Annotated in this window: 20 protein-coding genes; 6 read left to right on the top strand and 14 right to left on the bottom strand. The window is 68.8% G+C overall.

Going from position 1 to position 22007, the window contains the following annotated elements; translation table 11 throughout:
- Positions 1 to 12: 12 nt before the first annotated feature.
- The 10 genes from ACFWAY_RS07790 to ACFWAY_RS07745 form a co-directional block, all read right to left on the bottom strand.
- Entirely contained in the window at positions 13 to 1434 is a 1422-nt protein-coding gene (locus ACFWAY_RS07790) for an amidase (protein WP_378510354.1), read from the bottom strand.
- 70 nt (positions 1435 to 1504) lie between these two features.
- Positions 1505 to 2464, bottom strand: coding sequence for a helix-turn-helix domain-containing protein (locus ACFWAY_RS07785; protein ID WP_378510353.1), 960 nt, complete (start codon positions 2462 to 2464; stop codon positions 1505 to 1507).
- Positions 2465 to 2475: 11 nt separating this feature from the next.
- Positions 2476 to 3774 carry a phenylacetate--CoA ligase PaaK gene (gene paaK, locus ACFWAY_RS07780; protein WP_378510352.1) on the bottom strand — a complete coding sequence of 433 codons (1299 nt, stop codon included), beginning with the start codon at positions 3772 to 3774 and terminating at the stop codon, positions 2476 to 2478.
- Between the two features lie 32 nt (positions 3775 to 3806).
- The gene (gene paaE, locus ACFWAY_RS07775) at positions 3807 to 4904 is read right to left on the bottom strand and encodes a 1,2-phenylacetyl-CoA epoxidase subunit PaaE (protein WP_378510351.1); all 1098 of its coding nucleotides are present in this window, start codon (positions 4902 to 4904) and stop codon (positions 3807 to 3809) included.
- Between the two features lie 2 nt (positions 4905 to 4906).
- Positions 4907 to 5416, bottom strand: coding sequence for a 1,2-phenylacetyl-CoA epoxidase subunit PaaD (paaD, locus tag ACFWAY_RS07770; protein ID WP_378510350.1), 510 nt, complete (start codon positions 5414 to 5416; stop codon positions 4907 to 4909).
- A gap of 1 nt (position 5417) precedes the next feature.
- Positions 5418 to 6335, bottom strand: a complete 918-nt coding sequence (gene paaC / locus ACFWAY_RS07765; protein WP_378453785.1) for a 1,2-phenylacetyl-CoA epoxidase subunit PaaC — start codon at positions 6333 to 6335, stop codon at positions 5418 to 5420.
- Positions 6336 to 6343: 8 nt separating this feature from the next.
- Complete coding sequence (paaB, locus tag ACFWAY_RS07760; protein ID WP_378510349.1) at positions 6344 to 6649, bottom strand: 1,2-phenylacetyl-CoA epoxidase subunit PaaB; 306 nt, start codon at positions 6647 to 6649, stop codon at positions 6344 to 6346.
- Positions 6646 to 7599 (bottom strand): 1,2-phenylacetyl-CoA epoxidase subunit PaaA, encoded by a 954-nt coding sequence (gene paaA / locus ACFWAY_RS07755; protein ID WP_378453783.1) that lies wholly within the window; start codon positions 7597 to 7599, stop codon positions 6646 to 6648. The genes paaB and paaA overlap by 4 nt, the downstream gene beginning before the upstream one ends.
- A gap of 86 nt (positions 7600 to 7685) precedes the next feature.
- A complete protein-coding gene (locus tag ACFWAY_RS07750; protein ID WP_378453782.1) occupies positions 7686 to 8477 on the bottom strand; it encodes an enoyl-CoA hydratase-related protein in 792 nt (263 codons plus the stop codon).
- 39 nt (positions 8478 to 8516) lie between these two features.
- Complete coding sequence (locus ACFWAY_RS07745) at positions 8517 to 9371, bottom strand: 3-hydroxyacyl-CoA dehydrogenase family protein (protein ID WP_378453781.1); 855 nt, start codon at positions 9369 to 9371, stop codon at positions 8517 to 8519.
- Positions 9372 to 9472: 101 nt separating this feature from the next.
- On the opposite strand from ACFWAY_RS07745, the gene ACFWAY_RS07740 reads away from it, so the two are divergent.
- On the top strand, positions 9473 to 10621 hold the full coding sequence (locus ACFWAY_RS07740) for an RNA-guided endonuclease InsQ/TnpB family protein (protein ID WP_378453780.1): 1149 nt from the start codon (positions 9473 to 9475) through the stop codon (positions 10619 to 10621).
- 35 nt (positions 10622 to 10656) lie between these two features.
- On the opposite strand, the gene ACFWAY_RS07735 is transcribed toward ACFWAY_RS07740, so the two are convergent.
- Entirely contained in the window at positions 10657 to 11385 is a 729-nt protein-coding gene (locus ACFWAY_RS07735) for an enoyl-CoA hydratase/isomerase family protein (protein WP_378510348.1), read from the bottom strand.
- Entirely contained in the window at positions 11382 to 12602 is a 1221-nt protein-coding gene (locus ACFWAY_RS07730) for a thiolase family protein (RefSeq protein WP_378453778.1), read from the bottom strand. The genes ACFWAY_RS07735 and ACFWAY_RS07730 overlap by 4 nt, the downstream gene beginning before the upstream one ends.
- Positions 12603 to 12761: 159 nt before the next feature.
- On the opposite strand from ACFWAY_RS07730, the gene paaZ reads away from it, so the two are divergent.
- The 3 genes from paaZ to paaI are packed head-to-tail and all read left to right on the top strand — an operon-like array spanning position 12762 to position 15536.
- Complete coding sequence (paaZ, locus tag ACFWAY_RS07725) at positions 12762 to 14801, top strand: phenylacetic acid degradation bifunctional protein PaaZ (protein ID WP_378510347.1); 2040 nt, start codon at positions 12762 to 12764, stop codon at positions 14799 to 14801.
- The gene (locus tag ACFWAY_RS07720; protein ID WP_378510346.1) at positions 14798 to 15115 is read left to right on the top strand and encodes an EthD family reductase; all 318 of its coding nucleotides are present in this window, start codon (positions 14798 to 14800) and stop codon (positions 15113 to 15115) included. The genes paaZ and ACFWAY_RS07720 overlap by 4 nt, the downstream gene beginning before the upstream one ends.
- Before the next feature lie 7 nt (positions 15116 to 15122).
- Positions 15123 to 15536: a hydroxyphenylacetyl-CoA thioesterase PaaI gene (paaI, locus tag ACFWAY_RS07715; protein WP_378453775.1), complete on the top strand. Its 414-nt coding sequence runs from the start codon at positions 15123 to 15125 to the stop codon at positions 15534 to 15536.
- Positions 15537 to 15568: 32 nt separating this feature from the next.
- On the opposite strand, the gene ACFWAY_RS07710 is transcribed toward paaI, so the two are convergent.
- Complete coding sequence (locus tag ACFWAY_RS07710; RefSeq protein WP_378510345.1) at positions 15569 to 20047, bottom strand: AAA domain-containing protein; 4479 nt, start codon at positions 20045 to 20047, stop codon at positions 15569 to 15571.
- A 203-nt stretch (positions 20048 to 20250) separates the two neighbouring features.
- On the opposite strand from ACFWAY_RS07710, the gene ACFWAY_RS07705 reads away from it, so the two are divergent.
- Positions 20251 to 20748 carry a hypothetical protein gene (locus ACFWAY_RS07705; RefSeq protein ID WP_378453773.1) on the top strand — a complete coding sequence of 166 codons (498 nt, stop codon included), beginning with the start codon at positions 20251 to 20253 and terminating at the stop codon, positions 20746 to 20748.
- Positions 20749 to 20954: 206 nt separating this feature from the next.
- Here ACFWAY_RS07705 and ACFWAY_RS07700 read toward each other — a convergent pair whose 3' ends face one another.
- The gene (locus tag ACFWAY_RS07700; RefSeq protein WP_378510344.1) at positions 20955 to 21566 is read right to left on the bottom strand and encodes a malonic semialdehyde reductase; all 612 of its coding nucleotides are present in this window, start codon (positions 21564 to 21566) and stop codon (positions 20955 to 20957) included.
- A gap of 75 nt (positions 21567 to 21641) precedes the next feature.
- Between ACFWAY_RS07700 and ACFWAY_RS07695 the strand changes: the two genes are divergently transcribed.
- Entirely contained in the window at positions 21642 to 21980 is a 339-nt protein-coding gene (locus tag ACFWAY_RS07695) for a winged helix-turn-helix transcriptional regulator (RefSeq protein ID WP_378453771.1), read from the top strand.
- Positions 21981 to 22007: the final 27 nt, after the last annotated feature.

The following is a 22007-nucleotide window of genomic DNA, read 5'->3' as shown; positions in this document are numbered from 1 at the left end:
GACAGGAGGGCGTCAGTCGACGAAGATCGACGGCTGGCGATCCTTCCACGGCGCCGCCTGCTCCAACTGCGCGGCCACCTGCAGTAGCAGATCTTCTCTGCCGGTGGCCGCGACCAGTTGGATCCCGATGGGGAGGCCCTCCCGGCTCAACGCGAGTGGCAGGCTGATCGCGGGATTCCCGGACACGTTGAACGGTGCGGTGAACGGCCCGAACTCGAAGATGCGGCGTAGCCACGAGCGCACGCTGTGCCCGGGGTCGTCGTAGTCGAGGGTGCCGTGCGGCACCGGCAGCCAGGCGACGGTCGGGGTCACCAGCAGATCGAATCGGGTGAAGAACTGTCCGATGGACCGGGTCACCCGGTGCTGCGCGTCGAGTGCTGCCGCGACGTCGAGCGCGGTGAACGCCTGGGTTTCCTGCAGCACCGTCCGCGAGACCGCCTCGAGCAGAGCGGGATCGGGCCTGCGTGGAGCGCGGAGGATCGCCGCACCGGTGGCGATCGCAGTGAGCGTCGATGCCTCGACGACGTCCTCCGCGTCGAAGTGCGGGCGCGTCTCGGTCACGGTGTGGCCGATCCATTCGAGGATCGTGCCGGCGGCGACCGTGGCCGCCGATACCTGCGTCTCGACCGAACTGCCACCCCACGGTTCGGTCGTCAGGGCAACCCGCAAACGGCCCGGGTCGGCGCGCACCGCGTCGGCGTAGCGACCGGACTGCGCCGGGGCGGTGTATTTTTCACCGACCGGCGGGGCGGCGACGGCGTCCAGCAGATGGGCCGTGTCGCGGACCGTTCGGGTGAGGGCGAACTCGTAGATGTGCCCGAACCCGGCCTCGCCGACCAGTGGGCCGCAGGGGATTCGGCCGCGGCTCGGCTTCAGGCCGACGAGCCCGCAGCACGAAGCCGGCACCCGTAGCGAACCGGCGCCGTCGTTGCCGTGCGCCAGTGGAACCGCCCCCGCGGCGACGAGCGCGGCTGATCCACCGCTCGACCCGCCGGTGCCGCGACCCCGCGCCCACGGATTGCGCGTCGGCCCGTACCGCACCGGTTCCGTCGCGAAGTTCAGCCCGAATTCCGGCGCGGTGGTCTGCCCCAGGGCCACCAGCCCGGCAGACCGGAACCGCGACATCAGTTCGTGATCCACACCGGCGACGGCGCCGCGGATGCTGCGGCTGCCGAGTGTGAACGGCACACCCTTCGCGAACGGCCCGCTGTCCTTGATGACGAACGGCACCCCCGCCAGTGGACCGTCGGACCGGTGCTCGAGGGCCGGATCGAACATCGGCAGGGTCAGCGCGCCGAGGTCGGCATCGGCCTGCGTGATCGCCTTGCGCGCAATGGCTTCGACCTCCGTCGCCGTCACCTCACCGGCTCGGATCAGCTCACTCAGACCGACAGCGTCGAGCCTGGTGTACTCGTGCAGTTCCAGCGGTCCCACTCCTCAGGTCGCGACGACCTGTTCAGTCTGACCTGAAGGGCAGTGCGACGCGACCGAATTTCTGCCGCCGTCACGCGGTGATCGGCAGCAGTTCCTGTTCGCGGAAGGCTCGCGGTGAGACCCCGTACGTCTCCTTGAACAGCCGCGAGAAGTGCGACGAGTTGACGAGACCGTACCGGGCACAGATGGTTCCGATGCTGTCGCCGCGGAATCGAACGTCCTTGAGATCGCGGCGGCACTTCTCGAGCCTGCGGTGGCGGATCCACCCGGCCACCGTGTGTCCGTCCGCCTCGAACATCTTCTGCAGGTGCCGCGTCGACACGTGGTGGTGGGACGCCACCGTGACCGTGTCGAGCGTGGGGTCGTGCAGATGCGCGTCGATGAACGACCTCACACGTAGCAGCAGCGACGCGCCGGGAGCGGTGGCGTCGGCGGGTGCCTCCGATTGCACTGCGGCACTGAGCAGGTCGAGCACCGCGTCCTCGACGAGCGGGGTCGTCGGCATGGTGCCGGTGACGACGGAGTGGTGGAGGTTCGTCAGGAAGGGCGAGACGAGCGCGCCCATGCCTGTGCTGCCGTGGATGCGGCGTGCCGACACGGTGCCCAGTTCCCGCGAGGCGATGCGCAGCAGTTCTCGGGGAAACATCAGCACGAACATGCTGAACTCGCCGGCGAAGTGCAGGTCGTACGGCTTGCTGGTGTCGTAGACGGCGAAGTCGCCGGGCCCGAGTACGGCCTCTCGATCGTCCTGGACGATGACGCCGCTGCCCGACAGTTGCAGGCCCACCTTCACCAGGCCGGGGTCGGAGCGCTTGATCGACGTGCGGGTCCGGCGGACGTCGACCGCGTGTCCCCCGACCTCGCTGAGCTGCAACCCGCCGAGCGCGGTGGAGCGCAGGGTCCCGGTGAAACGCCCCGGTCCGTCCTCCGCCGTGGACACCACAGCGAGCGGGACGAAGGCCGTGGAGACGGCCTGACGCCAGTGCTCGAACTGCCCGTCGTCACGCGCGGGCCCACCACCGAGACGCACCTTCGATCACCTCACAGAGCGGAGCGGTTGTCGATCAGTCGACGTGCCTTACCGAGTGAGCGTTCGAGGTCGCCGGGAGCGACGACGTCGACCTTCACGCTCACGCCGATCCTATTCTTCACCAGCTTCTGCAGTTCACCCGCGGCCCTCGCGTGATCCGCGATCACGGCATCAGGACGCGATTCCACCCGCACGGTCAGCTCGTCCATCCGGCCCGGGCGGTCCAGGACACACTGGAACTGCGGGGCCAGCGCCGGCACCGCGAGGATCAGTTCCTCGATCTGAGTGGGGAACAGATTCACCCCGCGCAGGATGATCATGTCGTCGGTGCGCCCGGTGACCTTCTGCATCCGCCGCACCGACCGCGCCGTCCCCGGCAGCAGCCGCGTGAGGTCGCGGGTGCGGTACCGGATGATCGGCATCGCTTCCTTGGTCAGCGACGTGAAGACGAGTTCGCCCTCCTCACCGTCGGGCAGCACCTCCCGGGTGACCGGGTCGATGATTTCCGGGTAGAAGTGGTCTTCCCAGATGTGCAGGCCGTCCTTGGTCTCGACGCATTCCATCGCGACACCCGGGCCCATCACCTCGGACAGTCCGTAGATGTCGACGGCGTCCATGTTCAGCTGCTTCTCGAGTTCGGTGCGCATCTCCTCGGTCCACGGCTCCGCCCCGAACACACCGGTCCGCAGCGACGTCTTCGACGGATCGATGCCCTTCTTGATCATCGCGTCGACGATCGTGAGCATGTACGACGGCGTCACCATGATCGCGTCCGGTTCGAAGTCCTCGATCAGCTGGATCTGGCGGTCCGTCATGCCACCGGACATCGGGATCACCGTGCAGCCCAGCCGTTCCGCACCGTAGTGCGCGCCGAGCCCGCCGGTGAACAGGCCGTACCCGTACGCGACGTGCACCTTGTCCGTCGGTTTCACCCCGCCCGCCCGCAGGCTCCGGGCGACCAGGTCGGCCCAGTTGTTCAGGTCGCCCGTGGTGTACCCGACAACCGTCGGGCGCCCGGTGGTCCCGGACGACGCGTGGATGCGCGAGACCTTCTCCTGCGGCACCGCGAACATTTTGAACGGGTAGTTCGCCCGCAGGTCCACCTTCGCCGTGAACGGGAACTTCGCCAGATCGGACAGGTCCTTCAGGTCACTCGGGTGCACACCGGCGTCATCGAACGCCTTCCGGTAATGCGGAACGTTGTTGTACGCGTGGAGAAGTGACCACTGCAGGCGTTCGAGTTGCAGCGATGAGATCCGGTCGCGCGTGGCGAACTCGATGTCCTGCGAGGGGGTGGCGATACTGGTCATTCTAGTCTCCGGGGTATGCGGGCTGGGTATGGTCAGGCGTCGAAATCGACGGTCACGTTGTCGCTGACCGGGAAGGTCTGGCACGTCAGCACGAAGCCGGAGTCGACCTCGTAGTCCTCGAGCGCGTAGTTGCGGCGCATGTCCACGTCACCGCACGTGATCTTGGCGCGGCACGTTCCGCAGACGCCGCCCTTGCAGGCGAACGGAAGGTCCGAGCGGTACTTCTCCGCGGCGTCGAGGATCGATTCGTCCCGCGGCAACGTCGCGGTGGTCGAGCGGCCGTCGAGAACCAGGGTCACCTCGCTGCTCGGCCCGGTGACGCCGGGCTCGCGGTGGGTTTCCATGGGCGGGGGCACGTCGTCGACGAAGAACAGCTCGTGATGCACGCGGCTCTTGTCGATCTGCAAGTCGCCGAGCACCGTCTCGGCATCGGTGACCATGCCGTACGGGCCGCAGAGCCAGAAGTGGTCGATGTCGGCGAGCGGCACGATGGACGTGAAGAGGGCACGCAACCGGTCGGCGTCGAGGCGCCCGGTGAACAGTTCGACCTCGCGGGGTTCGCGGGACAGGACGTGCACCACGTCGAAGCGCGATCCGTACATATCCTTGAGGTCGGCGATCTCCTCGGCGAACATCACCGAACGGGTGCGCCGGTTGCCGTACAGGAGAACGACTTCGGCCTCAGGGTTGGCGAGCATCGATGCGGCGATCGACAGCATCGGCGTGATGCCCGACCCGGCGGCGATCAGTACGTGGCGACCACCGGCCGCGGGGTCGGCGACGAACGTTCCGCTCGGGCCCTGCACCTCGATCCGGTCGCCGGGGCGGACCTGGTTCACGAGCCACGTCGAGAACAGACCGTCGGACACCTCGCGCACACCGACCCGCGGCGCGGAACCGGCAGGCGCGCAGATGGAGTACGAGCGGCGGTGTTCGACGCCGTCGATCGTGCGTCGCAGCGTGAGCGACTGCCCGGGACCGAACGCGAACTCGTCGGCGAGCTCGGCCGGAACGTCGAACGTGACCGCGACCGCGTCGTCGCACAGGGATTCGACGTCGGCGACGGTGAGGGTGTGGAATGCCCTGTTGCGCAACGCCGCACCGGGTTTCGGGGAGACCGCTGTGGTCATGGTCAGATTTCCTTCACGTGATCGAAGGGCTCGAGGCAGTCGAGGCACCGGTAGAGGGCCTTGCACAGCGTCGCCCCGAATTCCGAGTCGAGCCTGGTGTTCGCCGAGTGGCAGTTGGGGCATGCCACGGCTCGCGGCTTGACGGTGAGCGTCAACGGCACCGGACCCGATGTGCGTCGCGGCGCGGGACCGGGTGTCGAGTAGCCGCTCTCGCGGAGCTTGCGCCTGCCGTCCTCGCTGATCCAGTCCGTGCTCCACGGCGGCGACAGGACGGTCCGGACCTCGACGCTGCCGAACCCGGCGTCCTGCAGGGTGTGCTCGATGTCGTCCCGCATGGTGGCCATCGCGGGGCAACCGGAATAGGTGGGGGTGATGGTCACGATCACCGACCCGTCGGCGTATTCCTCGACGTCCCGCAGCACACCGAGGTCGGCGAGCGTGAGCATCGGCATCTCGGGGTCGAGCACGGATTCGGCGAGGCGGCGGGCGTCGCTGCGCACTGCGGTGGTCATGTCACCACACTCCTTCGGGGTGCGCCCGGGCCACGCTCTGCATCTCGGCGAGCAGCAGTCCGAGAGCCTCGGTGTGCAGTCCCTGCCGGCCTGCCCTACCTCCGACGGTGCCGACGGTCCGGCCGGTCGGTGCGGTGAGCTCGGCGGCGTGCAGCACCTGCTCGAGCACGGAATCGAATTCCTCGCGCACGTCCCGCGGGTCGACGCCCACCCCCACCGCCGCGAGCGCGAGCTCCTCGGTGGTCGGGACGAACAGTTCCTCGACGTACGGCCACACGTGGGTTAGCGCCGCTTCCATCCTGGTCTTCGACTCCTCCGTGCCGCAGCCGAGCGTCACAACCCAGCGGGCCGCGTAGTCGCGGTGGTAGGTGAGTTCCTTGACGCCCTTCACCGCGACCGCCGCGAGGACCGGGTCCCGGGACGTACGGAGACGATCGAACAGCGCGAGGCGCCACGTCGAGAACACCAGCAGTCGCGTGATCGACTGAGCGAAGTCGCCGTTGTCGAGTTCGGCCAACCGGGTGTTGCGGAACCGATTCTCGTCCCGGAAGAACGCGAGCGCGTCCTCGGCGGGAATCGGGCTCGTGTCCGAGATGTGCGGCACGACCGACGCGTCCGCCGCGGCCGCACGGGCGAGCAGTAGTCGCGCCTGACCGAGCAGGTCGAGCCCGACGTTCGCGAGCGCCACCTCTTCCTCGAGTTCCGGTGCGCGCGTGCTCCACTCGGCGAGGCGCTGCGAGCTGATCAGGGCATCGTCACCGAGCATCAGGCAGTAGCCGGCGAGCGCGGAGAGGTCGACGTCCTCCGGAACCGTGGTGTCGACGCCGGCGAGGGGGTCGTCGAAGCTGGTGCCGAACGCCCACTGGCCGTGGCTGTCTTCGTCGACGAGGCCGTCGTAAGCATTGTCGTGGTCGGTCATCGTCAGCCTCACATGTGGGGAACGTTGTCGGGGATCTCGTAGAACGTGGGGTGCCGGTAGACCTTGTCGCCGCTGGGCGCGAAGAAGGGATCCTTCTCCGACGGGCTGGACGCCACGATCGAACTGGACCGCACCACCCAGATGCTCACGCCCTCGTTGCGGCGGGTGTAGACGTCCCGGGCGTGCCGAACGGCCATCTCGTCGTCGGCGGCGTGCAGGGATCCGACGTGGACGTGGTTGAGTCCGCGCTTGCCGCGCAGGAACACCTCGTACAGGGGCCAGTCCGCGCGCACTGCGTTGTCGTCCGTGCTCATCGTGCGTTCTCCTTGCTGCTCTCGCGGCGGGCGAAGGCCGTCGCGGCCTCCCGCACCCACGCCCCGTTCTCGTGTGCTGCCCGCCGGTTGGCGACGCGTTCGACGCTCGAGGCGCCGTTGCCCTTGATCACCTGCATGAACTCGCTCCAGTCGGGCTCTCCGAAGTCGTGAGCGCCGCGCTCGGCGTTCCACTTCAGGTCCGGATCCGGGAACGTCACGCCGAGCACCTCGGCCTGCGGGATGGACATGTCGACGAACCGCTGACGGAGTTCGTCATTGGTGTGCCGCTTGATGCGCCACTTCATGGACTGCTCGGAGTTGGGCGACTGATCGTCCGGCGGTCCGAACATCATCAGCGCCGGCCACCACCAGCGGTTCACCGACTCCTGCACCATCTCGCGCTGGGCGTCGGTGCCGCGCATCATCGTCATCAGCAGTTCGAAGCCCTGACGCTGGTGGAACGACTCCTCCTTGCACACCCGGATCATCGCCCGCGCGTACGGCCCGAAGGAGCTGCGGCACAACGGGACCTGGTTGCAGATCGCGGCGCCGTCGACGAGCCAGCCGATCACGCCGACGTCGGCGTAGGTAAGCGTCGGGTAGTTGAAGATCGAGGAGTACTTCTGCTTGCCTTCGATCAGCTTCTCGGTGAGGTCGGCCCGGTCGACTCCGAGCGTCTCGGCCGCCGAGTACAGGTACAGGCCGTGTCCGGCCTCGTCCTGGACCTTCGCCATGAGGATCGCCTTGCGACGCAGCGACGGCGCGCGGGTGAGCCAGTTGCCCTCCGGCTGCATGCCGATGATCTCCGAATGCGCGTGCTGCGCGATCTGCCGGATCAGCGTCTTGCGGTAGCCGTCGGGCATCCAGTCCCGCGGCTCGACCCTCCGGTCGGCTGCGATGGTGTCATCGAAGAGCGTTTGCAGCTCATCGGAAGCGTGTGACGTGGTCATATGTCCTACCTCTATTACCGAATGATCGGTTGGTATCAAGTATGCATGTCAGCTCCCGCCTACACAAGGGCGGGAGCCGAATTACGTCAGTGGCCCTCGAAGACAGGCGTGCGCTTCGCGAGGAACGCGTCGACCGCGCTGCGGTGGTCCTTCGACCGGCCGAGCTGCTCCGCGGCCTCGCGCTCCCGCTCGAGCGCCTCCGACAGCCCAGCCGACGCCGCCGAGACCAGAGCCTTGACCTGCGCATACGCGGCCGTGGGACCGTCGGCGAGCTTTCGCGCCAGCGCGACGGCCGCCTCCCCCAGTTCGGCGTCGGGGACCACCCGGTGGACCAGTCCCCAGTCCAGCGCCTGCGCCGCCGTGAACCGGTCGCCGAGCATCATCAGCCCGGTCGCCCGGCTCGGTCCGAGCGCCTGCACCAGGGTGTGGCTCAGCCCGGAGTCGCCGGCCAGCGCGATCCCCGTGAAGGCCGTGGCGAACTTCGCACCCTCCCCCGCGATCCGGATGTCGGCGGCCAGGGCGATGCCCAGCCCCGCCCCGACGCAGGCCCCACCGACCGCGACGACGACCGGGACGCGGACCCCGGCCAGCGCCCGGAGCAGCGGGTTGTAATGCTCGGCGACGGTATCCATCGCGTGCGCGGGGTCCGCCTCGAGCCCGGCGACGTGCTCGGCCAGGTCCTGGCCGACGCAGAAGTTCTTTCCCTCCGCCTGCAGCAGCAGGGCACGCACGCTGTCGTCGGCGGCGACCTTCTCCACCGCCGCCAGCAACTGTTCCTTCACCGCGCGGTCCAGGGCGTTGGACGCGCCTGCGCGGCGCAGGGTGATGGTGGCCAGTCCCGCGTCCACGGAAAGTCCGACCACGTCGTCAGTGCTCATGAGAATGTGCCTCCTGCTGGTTGTGGTGTGGGTGGCCCGTCAGGACCAGGTGAAGAATCCCTGGCCGGTCTTGCGGCCGAGTTCTCCGTTGGCGACCTTTTCGCGCAGCAGCGCGGGCGGTGCGAACCGGTCGCCGAGCGTCTTCGCGAGGTGCTCGGCGATCGCGAGCCGGACGTCCAGTCCGACGAGATCGGTGGACCGCAGCGGTCCCATCGGGTGCCGGTAGCCCAATTCCATGGCCCGGTCGATGGACTCGGCGTCGGCGACGCCTTCCTCGAGCATCCGGATCGCCTCGAGCCCGAGGCACACGCCGAGACGGCTCGTCGCGAAGCCCGGGGAATCGTTGACCAGCACCTCGGTCTTGCCGAGCAGGGCGACCCACTCACGCACCTTCTCGACCACACCGGCGTCGGTCGCGGGGGCGCGGACGATCTCGACGAGCGTCGACGCCGGAACCGGGTTGAAGAAGTGCATGCCGATCAGCCGGGCCGGATCGCTGAGGGCGCTGCCGAGTTCGGCGATGGAGATCGAACTGGTGTTGCTGGCGATCACCGTCGACGGGTCGACCGTCTTCTCGACGAGCGCGAGCACGGACAGCTTGAGGTCCACCAACTCCGGTACCGCCTCGACCACCAGATCCAGGGCCGGCGGAAACGCATCGGGGGCGGCCACCGTGGACACCCGTCCGAGAATCGTCGCGGGATCGACGTCGCCGAGCTTGCCGCGTTCGTGCGCGCGGTCGAGCCCGTCGGACACCCGCTTGCGGGCCGCCTCCCGGTCGCCGCTCTCGGCGATGGTGACAGTGGATCCGAGGGTGGCGAAGACCTGCGCGATGCCCGCGCCCATCCGGCCGCCGCCGACCACGCCGACATTCTTCGGTGCTGTGCTCGTCATCGCATACCGCCCGAGAAGCCCCCGGCTTCGGCCATGAGAAGGAAAGGGCGTGGTGCGTGGGGATACGGGTGCATGTCAGTGCCTCTCGTCAGGGTGTCGGTGTGGAGGAAGTCGTGCGCTACAGCTTCCGGCTGCGCCCCGGCGCACAGGCCGAGCGTGCGCTCCTCGATGAGTGGGGCCGCTGCCGTTGGTTGTGGAACGAAGCCGTCCACCAGTTCGAGTCCGGACGCAAGCCGACGTTCGCCAAGCTGTCGAAGCTGCTGACCGCGACGCGTCGGGATCACTCTTGGCTGCGGGAGGGGTCGCAGGTGGCCCAGCAGCAAATGCTCCGCCAGTTCGCCCAGACGCTGGATCACTCGTTCACCGTGAAAGGCCGTGGCCGCCCACGTGCCAAGAAGCGCAAGGACTCGCTGCCGTCGCTGGAGTACACCACCCGCGGATTCGGCATTAAAGACGGACGGCTGCATCTGCCGAAGGGCGTAACGATTCCGGTGGTGTGGTCCCGCGACCTGCCGTCCGAGCCCACCAGCGTTCGGGTGTACCAGGATTCGCTGGGGCACTGGTACGCCTCCCTCGTCGTGCGTCGCGAGATCGAGGCGTCCCCGAAAGTCGAAGGGTCCATCGGGATCGACTGGGGCGTGTCCACCACGGCCACTACCACTGATCCGGCCTACGACCTGCCGCACACCGGGCACCGACGCCGCTCTGCGGTCGAGCAGGCGAAGGCGCAGCGGAAGATGGCACGCCGCCGTAAGCCGCGCGGGCAGGCACAGACGAAGGGGTACCAGCGCGCCAAGCGTGAGGCGGCGAAGGTCGCCAAGAAGGCGCAGCGGCAAAACGTCCACACCGGCAGAGTGTGGGCGCGGCGCGTCGTCGCCGGCCACCAGACCATCGCTGTTGAAGACTTCCGGCCGAGGTTCCTCGCCGGGTCCACCATGGCACGCAAGGCAGCTGACGCTGCCGTGTCGACCATCAAGCGGACGCTGATCGAGTATGCCGAGCGGGCAGGCCGGAAGGTGGTGTTGGTGCAGCCCGCCTACACGACGATGACGTGCAGCGGATGCTTTGCGAGAACCAAGCGGCTGCCGCTGAACGAACGCACTTTCGCCTGCCCCGCCTGTGGACTGATCGAGGACCGGGACCGCAACGCCGCCAAGACGATCTTGGCTGTGGCAGAACGGGGCCACACTTCCGTTGAGGGTGTCAGACATTCGGAGCCTCCTCCCAAGGTGGTTTCGGGTGCCGCCTGAGGTTGAAATCCCCCGGCTTCAGCCGTGGAGAACCGTTAACTTCTCTTCTCCAGAAACGCAGTCATACGATCGTGTTTGTCGCGGCTCTCGAACAGCACCGCCTGGGCGATGTCGTCGGCGAACGGGTGCGAGCCGGGTGCGTCGACGATCATCTTCGTCAGCTTGAGCGCCAGCGGCGCCGACCGGGTGATGCGGTCGATGACCTTGTGCGCTGCGTCGATGTGCTCGCCGGGTGCGACGACGCTCATCACGAGTCCGCTGCGCAGCGCGTCCTGAGCGTCGAGGTTGCGGCCGCCGAGGAGGACCTGCTTGGCGACGGACTTGCCCACCAATTCGGGCAGCCGGTAGCTGGCCCCGGCGGCGGCCATGATGCCCAGCCCCGGCTCCGGGTTCCCGAAGACGGCGGTCTCGGTGGCGATGCGGATGTCGCAGGCGTAGGACAGTTCGGCGCCGCCGCCGAGCGCGTACCCGCTCACCGCGGCGACGGTGGGCAGCGGCAGCTTCGCGATGCGGTCGAAGAGAGTGCGGTTGATGCCGGCGAACGCCTCGTCGCGGCCGCGCTCGCGCAGTTCGGCGATGTCGGCGCCGCCGGCGAAGTGGTCGCCCTCGCCGGTCAGCAGCATCGGCTTGGGTGTCGCCTCCAACGCGGCGCACACCTGGTGCAGTTCGCCGATCATCTCCGCGTTGATCGCGTTGCGCTGTGCGGGACGGTGCAGTGTGACCACCATCCGGTCGTCGCGGTCCTCGATCTTCAGTGTGTTCACGGCGCCTCGATCAGCATCGCGACGCCCTGGCCGACGCCCACGCACAGCGTGGCCAGCCCACGGCGGGCGCCTTCGCGTTCCATCCGGCCGAGCAGCGTCAGCAGGATCCGCGCACCCGAGCAGCCCAGCGGGTGGCCGAGTGCGATGGCGCCCCCGTCCGCGTTGACGATCGACTCGTCGAGCTTCAGCTGCCGGATCACCCCGAGCGACTGCGCCGCGAAGGCCTCGTTGAGTTCGGCGGCGCCGAGGTCGGAGATCGACCAGTTGGCGCGGGCGAGCGCCTTCCGGGTGGCCGGGACCGGGCCCAGACCCATGACGTTGGGGGCGATGCCCGCGCTGGCGCTGGTGACGATGCGGCCGCGGACGGTCAGGCCGTACTTCTCCACCGCCGCCTCGCTCGCGACGACCAAGGCCGCGGCGCCGTCCGAGAGGGAGGACGACGAGCCGGCGGTCACGATGCCGTCCTTGCGGAACACCGGCTTCAGCTTGCCGAGCTTCTCCAGAGTGGTTCCCCGTCGCGGGGTCTCGTCGGCGGTGAGTTCACCGTCGCGCACCGGCACGGGAACGATCTCGCGCTCGAACCGGCCGGCGTCCACCGCCGCGATCGCCCGTTCCTGGCTGCGCAGCGCGAAGGCGTCGCTCTCGGCGCGGGTGATGCCCTCGAGCGCGGCGACCTCCTCGGCCGTCTCGCCCATCGACAACGTCACCTTGCGGACGTCCGGTCCGGCGCCGGCCGGAATGTCGCGGTCGGCGGCGGCGAACCGCGGGTTCGTGAAGCGCCAGCCGAGCGAGGTGTCGGCGACCTCGCCGGGGCGTGCCCACGGGGTGCCGGGCTTGGCCATCACCCAGGGTGCGCGGGTCATCGACTCGACGCCGCCGGCGATCACGATGTCGGCCTCACCGCTGCGGATGGTGTGCGCGGCGGACGCGACGGCGGTCAGACCGCTCGCGCACAGGCGGTTCACCGTGTAGCCGGGGACGCTGTCGGGCAGGCCCGCGAGCAGCACGGCCATGCGGGCGACGTCGCGGTTGTCCTCGCCCGCCTGGTTGGCGGCGCCGAGGATCACCTCGTCGACGGCGTCGCCGGGGATTCCGGCCCGGCGGGCTGCCTCGGCCACGACGAGGCCGGCAAGGTCGTCGGGGCGCACTCCTGCGAGCGCTCCGCCGTATCGACCCTGCGGGGTACGGGCTCCGTCCACCAGAAACACTTCGGCCACAGTCTTCTCCTTCACGGGGGTGCCGTCTATTAATAACCGAATCTTCGGTCGGTACGCAAGAGGAGGTGGCACACAAGAAATTGCCATCCTCCCTTGACAACCAGCGGCGGAAGCGACGATTCTGTTAACCGACCGAACGTACGGTGAAATGGAGTTGTCGTGAGCAAGTTACTGGAAAGCTACGCCGCCGGACGCTGGTACACCGCGCCGGACGAGGGAACCCCGCTGCTGAGCGCGGTCGACGGCTCCGAGGTGGCGCGCATCTCCGCGACCGGTCTCGACCTCGGCGCGATGGTGACCTACGCCCGCGAGGTGGGCGGACCGGCGCTCGCGAAGCTGACCTTCCACGAGCGCGCCGCCGCCCTCAAGGCGCTCGCCCTCACCCTCATGGCCGGCAAGGACGAGTTCTACGCCCTCTCCACCTCGACCGGCGCCACCAAGCGCGACTCCGGTGTCGACATCGACGGCGGCTTCGGCACCCTCCTCAGCTACGCCAGCAAGGCCAGGCGGGAACTGCCCAACGACACCGTCTACCTCGACGGCGCCTTCGAGCAGCTGGGCAAGAAGGGCACATTCCTCGGCCAGCACGTCTACACCTCGCGTCGCGGCGTGGCCGTCCAGATCAACGCGTTCAACTTCCCGGTGTGGGGCTTCCTCGAGAAGCTCGCCCCCGCGTTCATCGCCGGCGTCCCATCGATCGTGAAGCCCGCGAGCCAGTCGGCCTACCTCACCGAGCTCGTGTTCCGTCGCATCATCGAGTCCGGGCTGCTGCCCGAGGGTTCGGTCCAGCTGCTGTCGGGGAGCGCCCGCGGGCTGCTCGACCACCTCGGCGGGCAGGACTCCGTGGCGTTCACCGGATCCGCCGACACCGCGGCCACCCTGCGGGCGCATCCGAACGTCGTCGGTGAGGGCGTCCACTTCAACGCCGAGGCCGATTCGCTGAACGCGTCGATCCTCGGCTCCGACGTCGAGGTCGGCAGCGAGGAATTCGACCTCTACGTCAAGCAGCTCGTCACCGAGATGACGGTGAAGGCCGGCCAGAAGTGCACCGCCATCCGGCGCGCATTCGTGCCGTCCGCGTTGATGGACGACGTCATCGCCGCGGCCGAGGCCCGGCTGTCGCGTGTCGTGGTCGGCGCCCCCGACGCCGACGGCGTCACGATGGGTGCGCTCGCCAGCATCGAACAGCGCGACGAGGTACTGAAATCGCTTCGCGGCCTGACCAAGTCGGCGCAGATCGTCGTGGGCGACCCGGAGAACTTCGAGGTCGTCGGCGCGGACAAGGCGACCGGGGCGTTCCTGCCGCCGATCCTGCTGCGCTCCGACGACAAGGACGCCACCGAACCCCACGACATCGAGGCCTTCGGTCCCGTCAGCACCGTCATCGGATACGACAGCACCAAAGAGGTCATCGAACTCGCCGCCCGCGGCAAGGGCAGCCTCGTCGCCTCCCTCGTCACCCGCGATTCCGCACTCGCCCGCGACATCGTGCTGGGCCTCGCCCCGTTCCACGGCCGCGTCCTCGTCCTCAACCGCGACGACGCGAAGGAATCCACCGGCCACGGCTCACCCCTGCCCGTCCTCGTGCACGGCGGTCCCGGACGCGCAGGCGGCGGTGAGGAACTCGGCGGCATCCGCGGCATCCTGCACCACATGCAGCGCACCGCGGTCCAGGCCACCCCCGACATCCTGACCGCGGTCGGAAACAAGTGGGTCACCGGTTCACAGCGCAACGACGACGGCATCCACCCGTTCCGGAAGAACCTCGCGCAGTTGCGAATCGGCGACACCATCGTTGGCGGCCCCCGCCAGGTCACCCTCGCCGACATCGACCACTTCGCCGAATTCACCGGCGACACGTTCTACGCCCACACCGACCCCGAGGCCGCGGCCGCCAACCCGCTGTTCGGCGGCATCGTCGCCCACGGATATCTCGTCGTCTCCCTCGCCGCCGGCCTGTTCGTCGAACCGAATCCCGGTCCCGTCCTCGCCAACTTCGGCGTCGACAACCTCCGGTTCCTCACCCCCGTCAAGGCCGACGACAGCCTCACCGTCACCCTGACCGCGAAGCTCATCACCCCGCGCAGCAGCGCCGACTACGGTGAAGTGCGTTGGGATGCAGTCGTCGTCAACCAGGACGGCGATCCCGTCGCAACGTACGACGTTCTCACCCTCGTCGCCAAAGGAGAAAACGCATGACCTTCAAGGTCGCCGTCTGCTACGGCCACCCCGATGACCCCGAGGCGTTCGACGCCTACTACCGCGACACCCACGTGCCGCTGGCCCGCAAGGTCCCCGGCCTGTCCGACTTCACCTGGGGCAAGTGCAGCGCCCTCGACGGCGGGAAGCCGCCGTACTACGCGGTGGCGAGCCTCGTCTTCCCCGACGCCGACACCATGAAGTCCGGGTTGCAGTCCGAGGAGATGAAGCAGGCGGGCAAGGACGTCCGCAACTTCGCCACCGGCGGCGTCACCATGTACGTCCAAGAAGAAGAATCCGTCTACAACCAGTAGGAGAACCATGACTGTCGACGCATCCGCGGAATGCCGTATCGCGCGGAAGATGTTCGAGGCCGACAACGCGTCCCAGGCGCTCGGCATCGAGATCCTCGAACTCAGCCCCGGCCACGCGGTCGCGTCGATGGTCGTGAGTGAGACCATGGTCAACGGCCACGGCATCACCCACGGCGGTTTCGTCTTCGCCCTCGCCGACACCGCATTCGCGATGGCGTGCAACGGCTACGACTCTCCCGCCGTCGCCGCCCGCGCCGACATCCGGTTCCTCACCTCCACCCGCCTCGGCGACACCCTCGTCGCCGAGGCCGTGGAGCGGGCACGCTACGGGCGCAACGGCATCTACGACGTCACCGTCCGGCGCGGCGACGACGTCATCGCCGAGTTCCGCGGCGACAGTCGTGCGCAGCCGCGCCCGTGAGTACTTGTTAACCGCGGGACGTTAATAAGTACTCACGGGCGCGAAGCGCCCAACGGGGCCGCGTGCTTTCCGCGCTCGGACGCGGCGTCGCGCGCTGCCCGCTCGGTGGCGGCCGCCTCGATGGCGATCGCGTGATCCACCGCGTGCGGCGCGATTCCCAGGTTGTCCAGCGTGTCCCACAGAGTCGACAGGGCGGTCTTCGGGTCGAGGTAGTACTCCGACTCGCGGACCCGCCAGAACGTCCAGCCGCACCGTTTGAGTTCCTGCTCGCGTTCGAGGTCCGCGATCCGCTGTTCCGGGGTGGTCGAGAACGCGTCGCCGTCGCATTCGACAGCGAGTCTCACGGTGCCGCCGGTGACGACGAGGTCGATGCGCCGATTGTTCACCTCGACTTGGGAATTGACGTGATAGCCGCGTTCGGCGATGTCGGTGAACACCCGCTGCTCGAGTAGATTGTCGAACGGGGGGATCCGGACGTCGCGGTCGACGTCCTGCGGCATGGGGTCGGCCGGTGCCGGCGACGTCGACATCATGTAGCTGAGCAGGGAGTTGCGCAGGTCGGCCCGCTTCAGTTCGTCGACGGTCACGGAGTGGAACAGCCACAGCTGGTCCTGCGCGCGTGTCGCCGCGACGTTGAACCGCCGCTTGTACTGGTTCGCCGTCAACGGTGCGAAGTTCTGCTCGGGTCCCACGACCATCGACAGGAAGACGACGCTTCGTTCGTCGCCCTGGAAGTCGGGCGGCGTCCCGACCCGCAGTCGCCGCTGCTCCCACTGTTCGATGCCGATGCGCTTGACGAGTTCGGTCCGGATGGCGTCGACCTGGGACTGCCCCTGCAGCACGACGATTCCGAACGTCTTGCCGTCATAACGGGGGTCGACGAGGCATTCGATGAGCTGGTCGACGAGGGCGGCGGCCTCGATGTGGTTGGTCAGCGACGCGTCCTTGCCTGACACGGTGGCGTCGGATACGTACGTATGTTTCAGCGGCGGAAGCCGGTCCGCGCCGAACTGCCGCACCGGGACGAGAGGCAGTTCGCCGTAGAACTGGGTGCTCGACCAGTTGATGATCTCGGGCATCGAGCGGAAGTGCTCGCGGAGCCGGACCACCTGCCCGAAGCTGGTCCGAAGGATCGAGAACAGGCTCGACCGCGGCGTGAGCGTGGCCTGGACGTACTCCGGAAGGTCCGGTAGGTAGGCGTCCAGCCGGGTGAACACGTCGTCGAGGGTGCCGGTGGTGGGGATGTCGGCGGGTGCGCACTGCTTGTCGTCGCCGACGACGATCACCCGCGGCGCCAGCCACAGCAGGAACAGGTTGGTGATGTCGGCCTGGCTCGCCTCGTCGACGATGACGACGTCGAAGCTGCCCGGCACGGGCGGGATGGACGCGAGGACCTGCTGCAGCGGCATCACCCACGCGGGCACGGCGCCCTGCGCCTCACCCATCGCGGATCGTGCTGCGCTGCGGTACTTCTCGGCGTACTTCCCGGCACCTGCACCGATGCTCGAGATGTGCTCGCGATACGTCTGCAGCGCCCGGACCTGATCCGCCGTCAGATGCTCGAGGCAGTCACGCCAGGCGGTCGACGCCGCGAGCCGTGCCGTCAGGTGTGCGAGATCCGCGTCGACGGCGTTGAGTTCGGCTTCCAGTTCCTGCTCACGACCGGCACGGTGCTGCTCGGTGACCCATTGACGGGCGCGGCGCCACGCCCAGGCCTCCGACATCTGCCAGCTCATCTCGTCCCACTCGGTGAGCGCCGCCGTCCTGCGCACCAATTCGTACAGCGCCGGCGCGACGGGTGAAAGTTTGTCGGACAGTTCGTCGAACAGCCGCTGATCCTGCTGCTCGACGCGGGCGGTTGCGTAGCGGGCGAGGGCGTCGGAGAGGGCCGCGTTGTCGGCCTGATCGAGCGCCGCCACCAGAGCGGTGCCTTCCGGTGACGGTCCCGCGTCGACCTCGGTGGAGACGGCCGAGACGATGGCGTCGAGTTCCGCACGGGCACTGTCCACGTCGGCGCGGGTGGTGATCGCTTCTGCGGCCCCGGCCACCGCGACGGCGTCCGCGAGCGTGCGGATCCGCGGCGCATTCGGGGACAGCGCGAACAGCTCGCGGGCCAGCGCGTCGCGGGCGCCGAGCAGGGCACGCACGCGGGCCACCCGGCCGACGATCATGTTGAGGCTGTCGACCTGGACGGCACGGGAACCGTTCATGTCCACCGGAATCCGAAGATCCGCCAGCAGGGTGGCGGCGGTCTGCGCGGCGTCGTGGGCGCGCAGGTGCTCGGTCACGAGCCGCACCGTGGCGGCGGTCGTGGCGGGTGCGCCGTCGACGGTGGCGTCGAGGCCGAGTTCTTCGACGGCCTTCTGCTCGTCGCTGCGACGGAAGCGCGCCTTCCACTCGACGGCGCCGGATTCCATCGCGACGGCGAGCGCACCGACCGCCTGCAGGGCGGGTCGGGTCATGACGGCGCACTGGATGTCGTGCGCGCCGATGTAGCGGTCGGCGGCAGCGGCCGCCTCGACGATCGCGGGCAGGGCGTCCAGACGACCCCACAGGTGCGTCGCCCGGCCGGCGAGGACCGTGTCGGCGAGGCTCTGGAACTGGCCGTCGAGGTCGAGGACGTCGTGGGCGCGCGCCTGCAGTTCCTTGCAGTGCCGGCGAACGGTGTACGCGGTCTCGGGGTCGACACCCCCGAGGACCTCGAGCAGATGCGCCGACTGCGGGGTGTCGATGGGGACGCTGGTCGATGCCCGCGAGCAGAGCCGTTCGAGTTCGGCCCGGTTGGGCAGCAGCGAGTCGAGCGCGGGAAGCGTCTGGCGGGACCGCTGCGCACGTTCGGGGGACGCCGTCACAGACAGCCGTCGCAGCGTCTCGACCTCGGTGCCCGTGAGGGGCGGCTGCTCGCTCAGCAGCGGACCGGGAAGCCACTCGAAGGCGTCCTGCAGGCCCATGACCTTGCGGACGATGGTGGCGGCGGTGCCCTCGTAGCCGTCCGCGACAGCGGCGTGGAGGTAGGTCTCGGACTCGCGCAGCGCCTTCACCTGCTCGAGCACGACGGCCCGCTTCTCCACCGCCTCGTCCCGCTGGGCACGCAGATCGGCGATCTTCTGGCCCTCACTGTGCGGGTTGAACGACGACTTCCGCTCGGCGATCGTCGCGACGCTGCGGGTGAGCTCGTCCGAGCCGCCGCGGGAGAGGTCGGTGATGGAGACGCACAGTTCCTGCATCTCGGGCGGGAGCTTGTCCCTCAGCACCCGGAGCGCCTGCGCCTTCTCGCTCGTGACGAGCACCCGCTGGCCGCGTGCGAGCAGCGCCGACACCAGGTTGGCGATCGTGTGGGTCTTGCCCGTGCCGGGTGGGCCCTCGACCACCACTCCGCTGTCGCCGCCGAGCCGCTCGATGATCTGCGACTGCTCGGCGTTGGCCGGGAGCGGGAAGAGCGGGTCCTCGGCGAGCGTCGACGAGGTGGCGGCGCCGGTGCGCTCGAGCCACGACAGCCGGTCTGCCGGTTCGATCGCCTCGACCAGCTGCGCGAGCCCGAGCGGAACCGTCGCGCCGTCGCGCTCGAGGTGGGAGATCATCTGCTCGTAATACTCGACCAGGGCGAACGCACTGCGCTTCCGCAGGACCAGGGCCGGCGACAGCGTGAGGGTGCCGTCGACGTCGGCGTCGGGCGGCCGGACGCCGTCCCGCATCGTGACAGGCGTCATCAGCGACTTCGGCGCCCACTCCGCGAGCAGTGCGCGAACGCCGTCGCTCAGCGGCGACGCGGCGGTGTCCTGCAGTTGCTTCTGCAGCGGCATCGCGTGCGCGCTGTCGTAGACGTCCATTCCGGTGAACAGCTGGGAGTCTTCGAGCCGGGGCTGGGAGCCCCCGATCAGCCGCACCAGCAGGTCGCCGGTCCGGGGGTCGCGGTGGATGCTGGCGGACTGGGTGACGAGGTGGGTCTGGACGCCGTCGTCCGGACCGGCGCCTGCCAGGGTCAGCAGACCGGACGCGAGAACGAGTTCGATCGACTCGGGGCGGGCGTTCAGCTCCTGCAACATCCGCTGCAGCCGCTGGTACAGATCGGCGTGCGGGCGACGCTCCCGGTCTGCCTTCGCCCACGCCTGCCAGCGCGGCACGTAGGCGTCGAACGCCTGCCGGACGTCGTACGCGCGGCGCACGTCGTATTCCTCGTCGGAGTCCTCGGCGTAGGCGTCGGACGCGTTCAGTTCGAGGTCGGAACGCGAGCTGTCGGAGCGGGCCGACGCGTCCACCCAGCCGGCCAGGACCGTGGGCAGTTCCGGCGGATCCTCGACGCCGATGAGGGGCACGCGCAGGACGATGTCACCCTGCGCGGCGTCGGAATCGAGTTGGATCGTGCGGCCGTCCTGATGCAGCCATTCGACCTGTTCGTGCTGGTCGACGCGGAGAACCGGCTTCGTGCGAGCCCTGACGATCTCACGCAGGAACTGCAGCAGGCGCTGGACGCGGCCTGCGAGCTCGGCGTCGTTTTCGGGACTCGACAATGTAAACCTCTGCGAATTCTCGGTGATGACGTGCGCTTGCCCCCGCCGTGCACACTATCGGGTCGAGGGGGTGAAGTTCGAGGCGTCGTCCCCTGGCAGGGGGACTGGACGGTCGCTCGGGGTGCCTTTCGGACCTCTATTCGTACCGACCGGTCTCTACTATTCATCCATGATCGGTTCGACGCATCACGACGCTCGCCGCGGTGATCGCGACCGTCGCACCGACGACGCTGGGGGTGGCTCCGTGTCGGCTGCAGCTCCGGTGCCGGGGGCCCGGGTCACGGCCCCGTCCGACGGGTTCGCGCTCGACGGGGTTCGACCTCTTCCAGGCGCTGGCGATCAACCGGTTCACCGGACAGCTGGACTTCGGGCCGATGGACGCCTTGTTCGCCGCGGCGCAGGTGCTGCGCGATTTCGTCGACGCCGCGGGCGCCGAGGTGCATGCACGTGATCCGCGAACCCTGATCACCGCGGGATTGACCGGTGGTGGCCAGTGCGGAACCCCGGGCGACGAGTACCAGTTCGTTTCGGCGTCACCGTATGTCGGCGTCGTGCAGTACCACGACTACGGCGCCGACGGCGTTCCGCTGCCCGGCGATCAGTGGAACGGGCTCGCCCGGGGTCTCGAACAGGCTGCGGCACTGGGCAAACCGCTCCTGGTCGGTGAGATCGGCGAACTCGCCGGACCGGTGCCACCCTGACGGACCGGGCGACGCACATCGCCGCCGAGATCCGGGGGCCGCGGGACGCAGGCGCGGCGGGGGCGCTCCTGTGGGCGTTCGTGCCCGACCCCCGGCCGACCGAGTGCACGTACGACTCGGTCCCACCGACCCCCTGTGGGACGTGGTGGAGCAATTCGGAAGCTGGGGGCCGGGCACCGCTCCCGACGACATGTAGACGCGGATCGTCAAGCCCAGGAGACGGATTCCTCCGGGTCGAGCCTGGGCAGCCGGTCGAACCAGGGGTTCTCGCCCGGGTGGCCGATGTTGACCACGAGGGTCGAATGCCACTGTCCGTCGGGGAAGAACTCCTTGTCGATCCCGTCGGCGTCGAAGCCGGCCATCGGTCCGGCCGCCAGACCCAGCGACCGCACGGCGAGGATGAAGTAGCCGGCCTGGAGGGCGGCGTTGAAGTCCCCGGTCTTCTTGCGCATCGGTTCGTTCGCCTCGAACACGTCGCGGAGTTCCGGACGGAACGGCAGCAGTGCTGGGATGTGGTCGTGGAAACGTGGGTCGACCGCGAGGACGGCGACGGCAGGCGCCGATGCGGTCTTCGCCTTGTTTCCCTCGTTCATGTGCTCGACCAGACGGGCGCGGCCCTCGTCGGTGCGCACGAACAGGACCCGAAGCGGCTGCGTGTTGGCCGCCGTGGGCGCCCAGCGCGCGAGCTCCCAGATCTGCGCGAGCTTTTCGTCGCTCACCGGCGTCGGAGCGAAGCTGTTGGCGGTGCGCGCCTCCGTGTAGAGCAGCGCCCGTGCCGCCTCGTCGAGCCCTCTACCTGTATCGATTGCGTGGCTCATCGACTCCCTTTCTGCTTGTTACTTCTAAAATACTAGTTGCAGGGCCGATGCTAGCACCATTGCTAGGGTGGAGGGGTGGCTGACGAAGGCGAAGTGACGCACGAACCCCGTGCCTGCGACGCGGCACTCGCACGCGCCTTCACGTTTCTCGGCAAGCGCTGGAACGGCGTGATCCTGGGCGTGCTGATGGAGGGACCGTCCACGTTCTCCGAGCTACGCCGCGGAGTGGGCGGTATCAGCGATTCGGTGCTGTCCGACCGGCTCGCCGAACTGGCCTCGGCCGGACTCGTCCTGCGCTCGGTGGAGGAGGGCCCACCGGTCTCGGTCGCGTACGAGCTCACCCCGGCGGGCCGGGCGCTGTTGCCGTCCCTGAACGCCCTGACGGCCTGGGCGCGCGAAAACCTGCTGGCCTAGCCAGATTCAGGCGACGAGGACGCGGAC

This window comes from Rhodococcus sp. NPDC059968 (assembly GCF_042738615.1).
GTDB lineage: Bacteria > Actinomycetota > Actinomycetes > Mycobacteriales > Mycobacteriaceae > Rhodococcus_F.
Note: the sequence above shows the minus strand (reverse complement) of the source record. Positions and strands in the feature narration are given on the sequence as shown.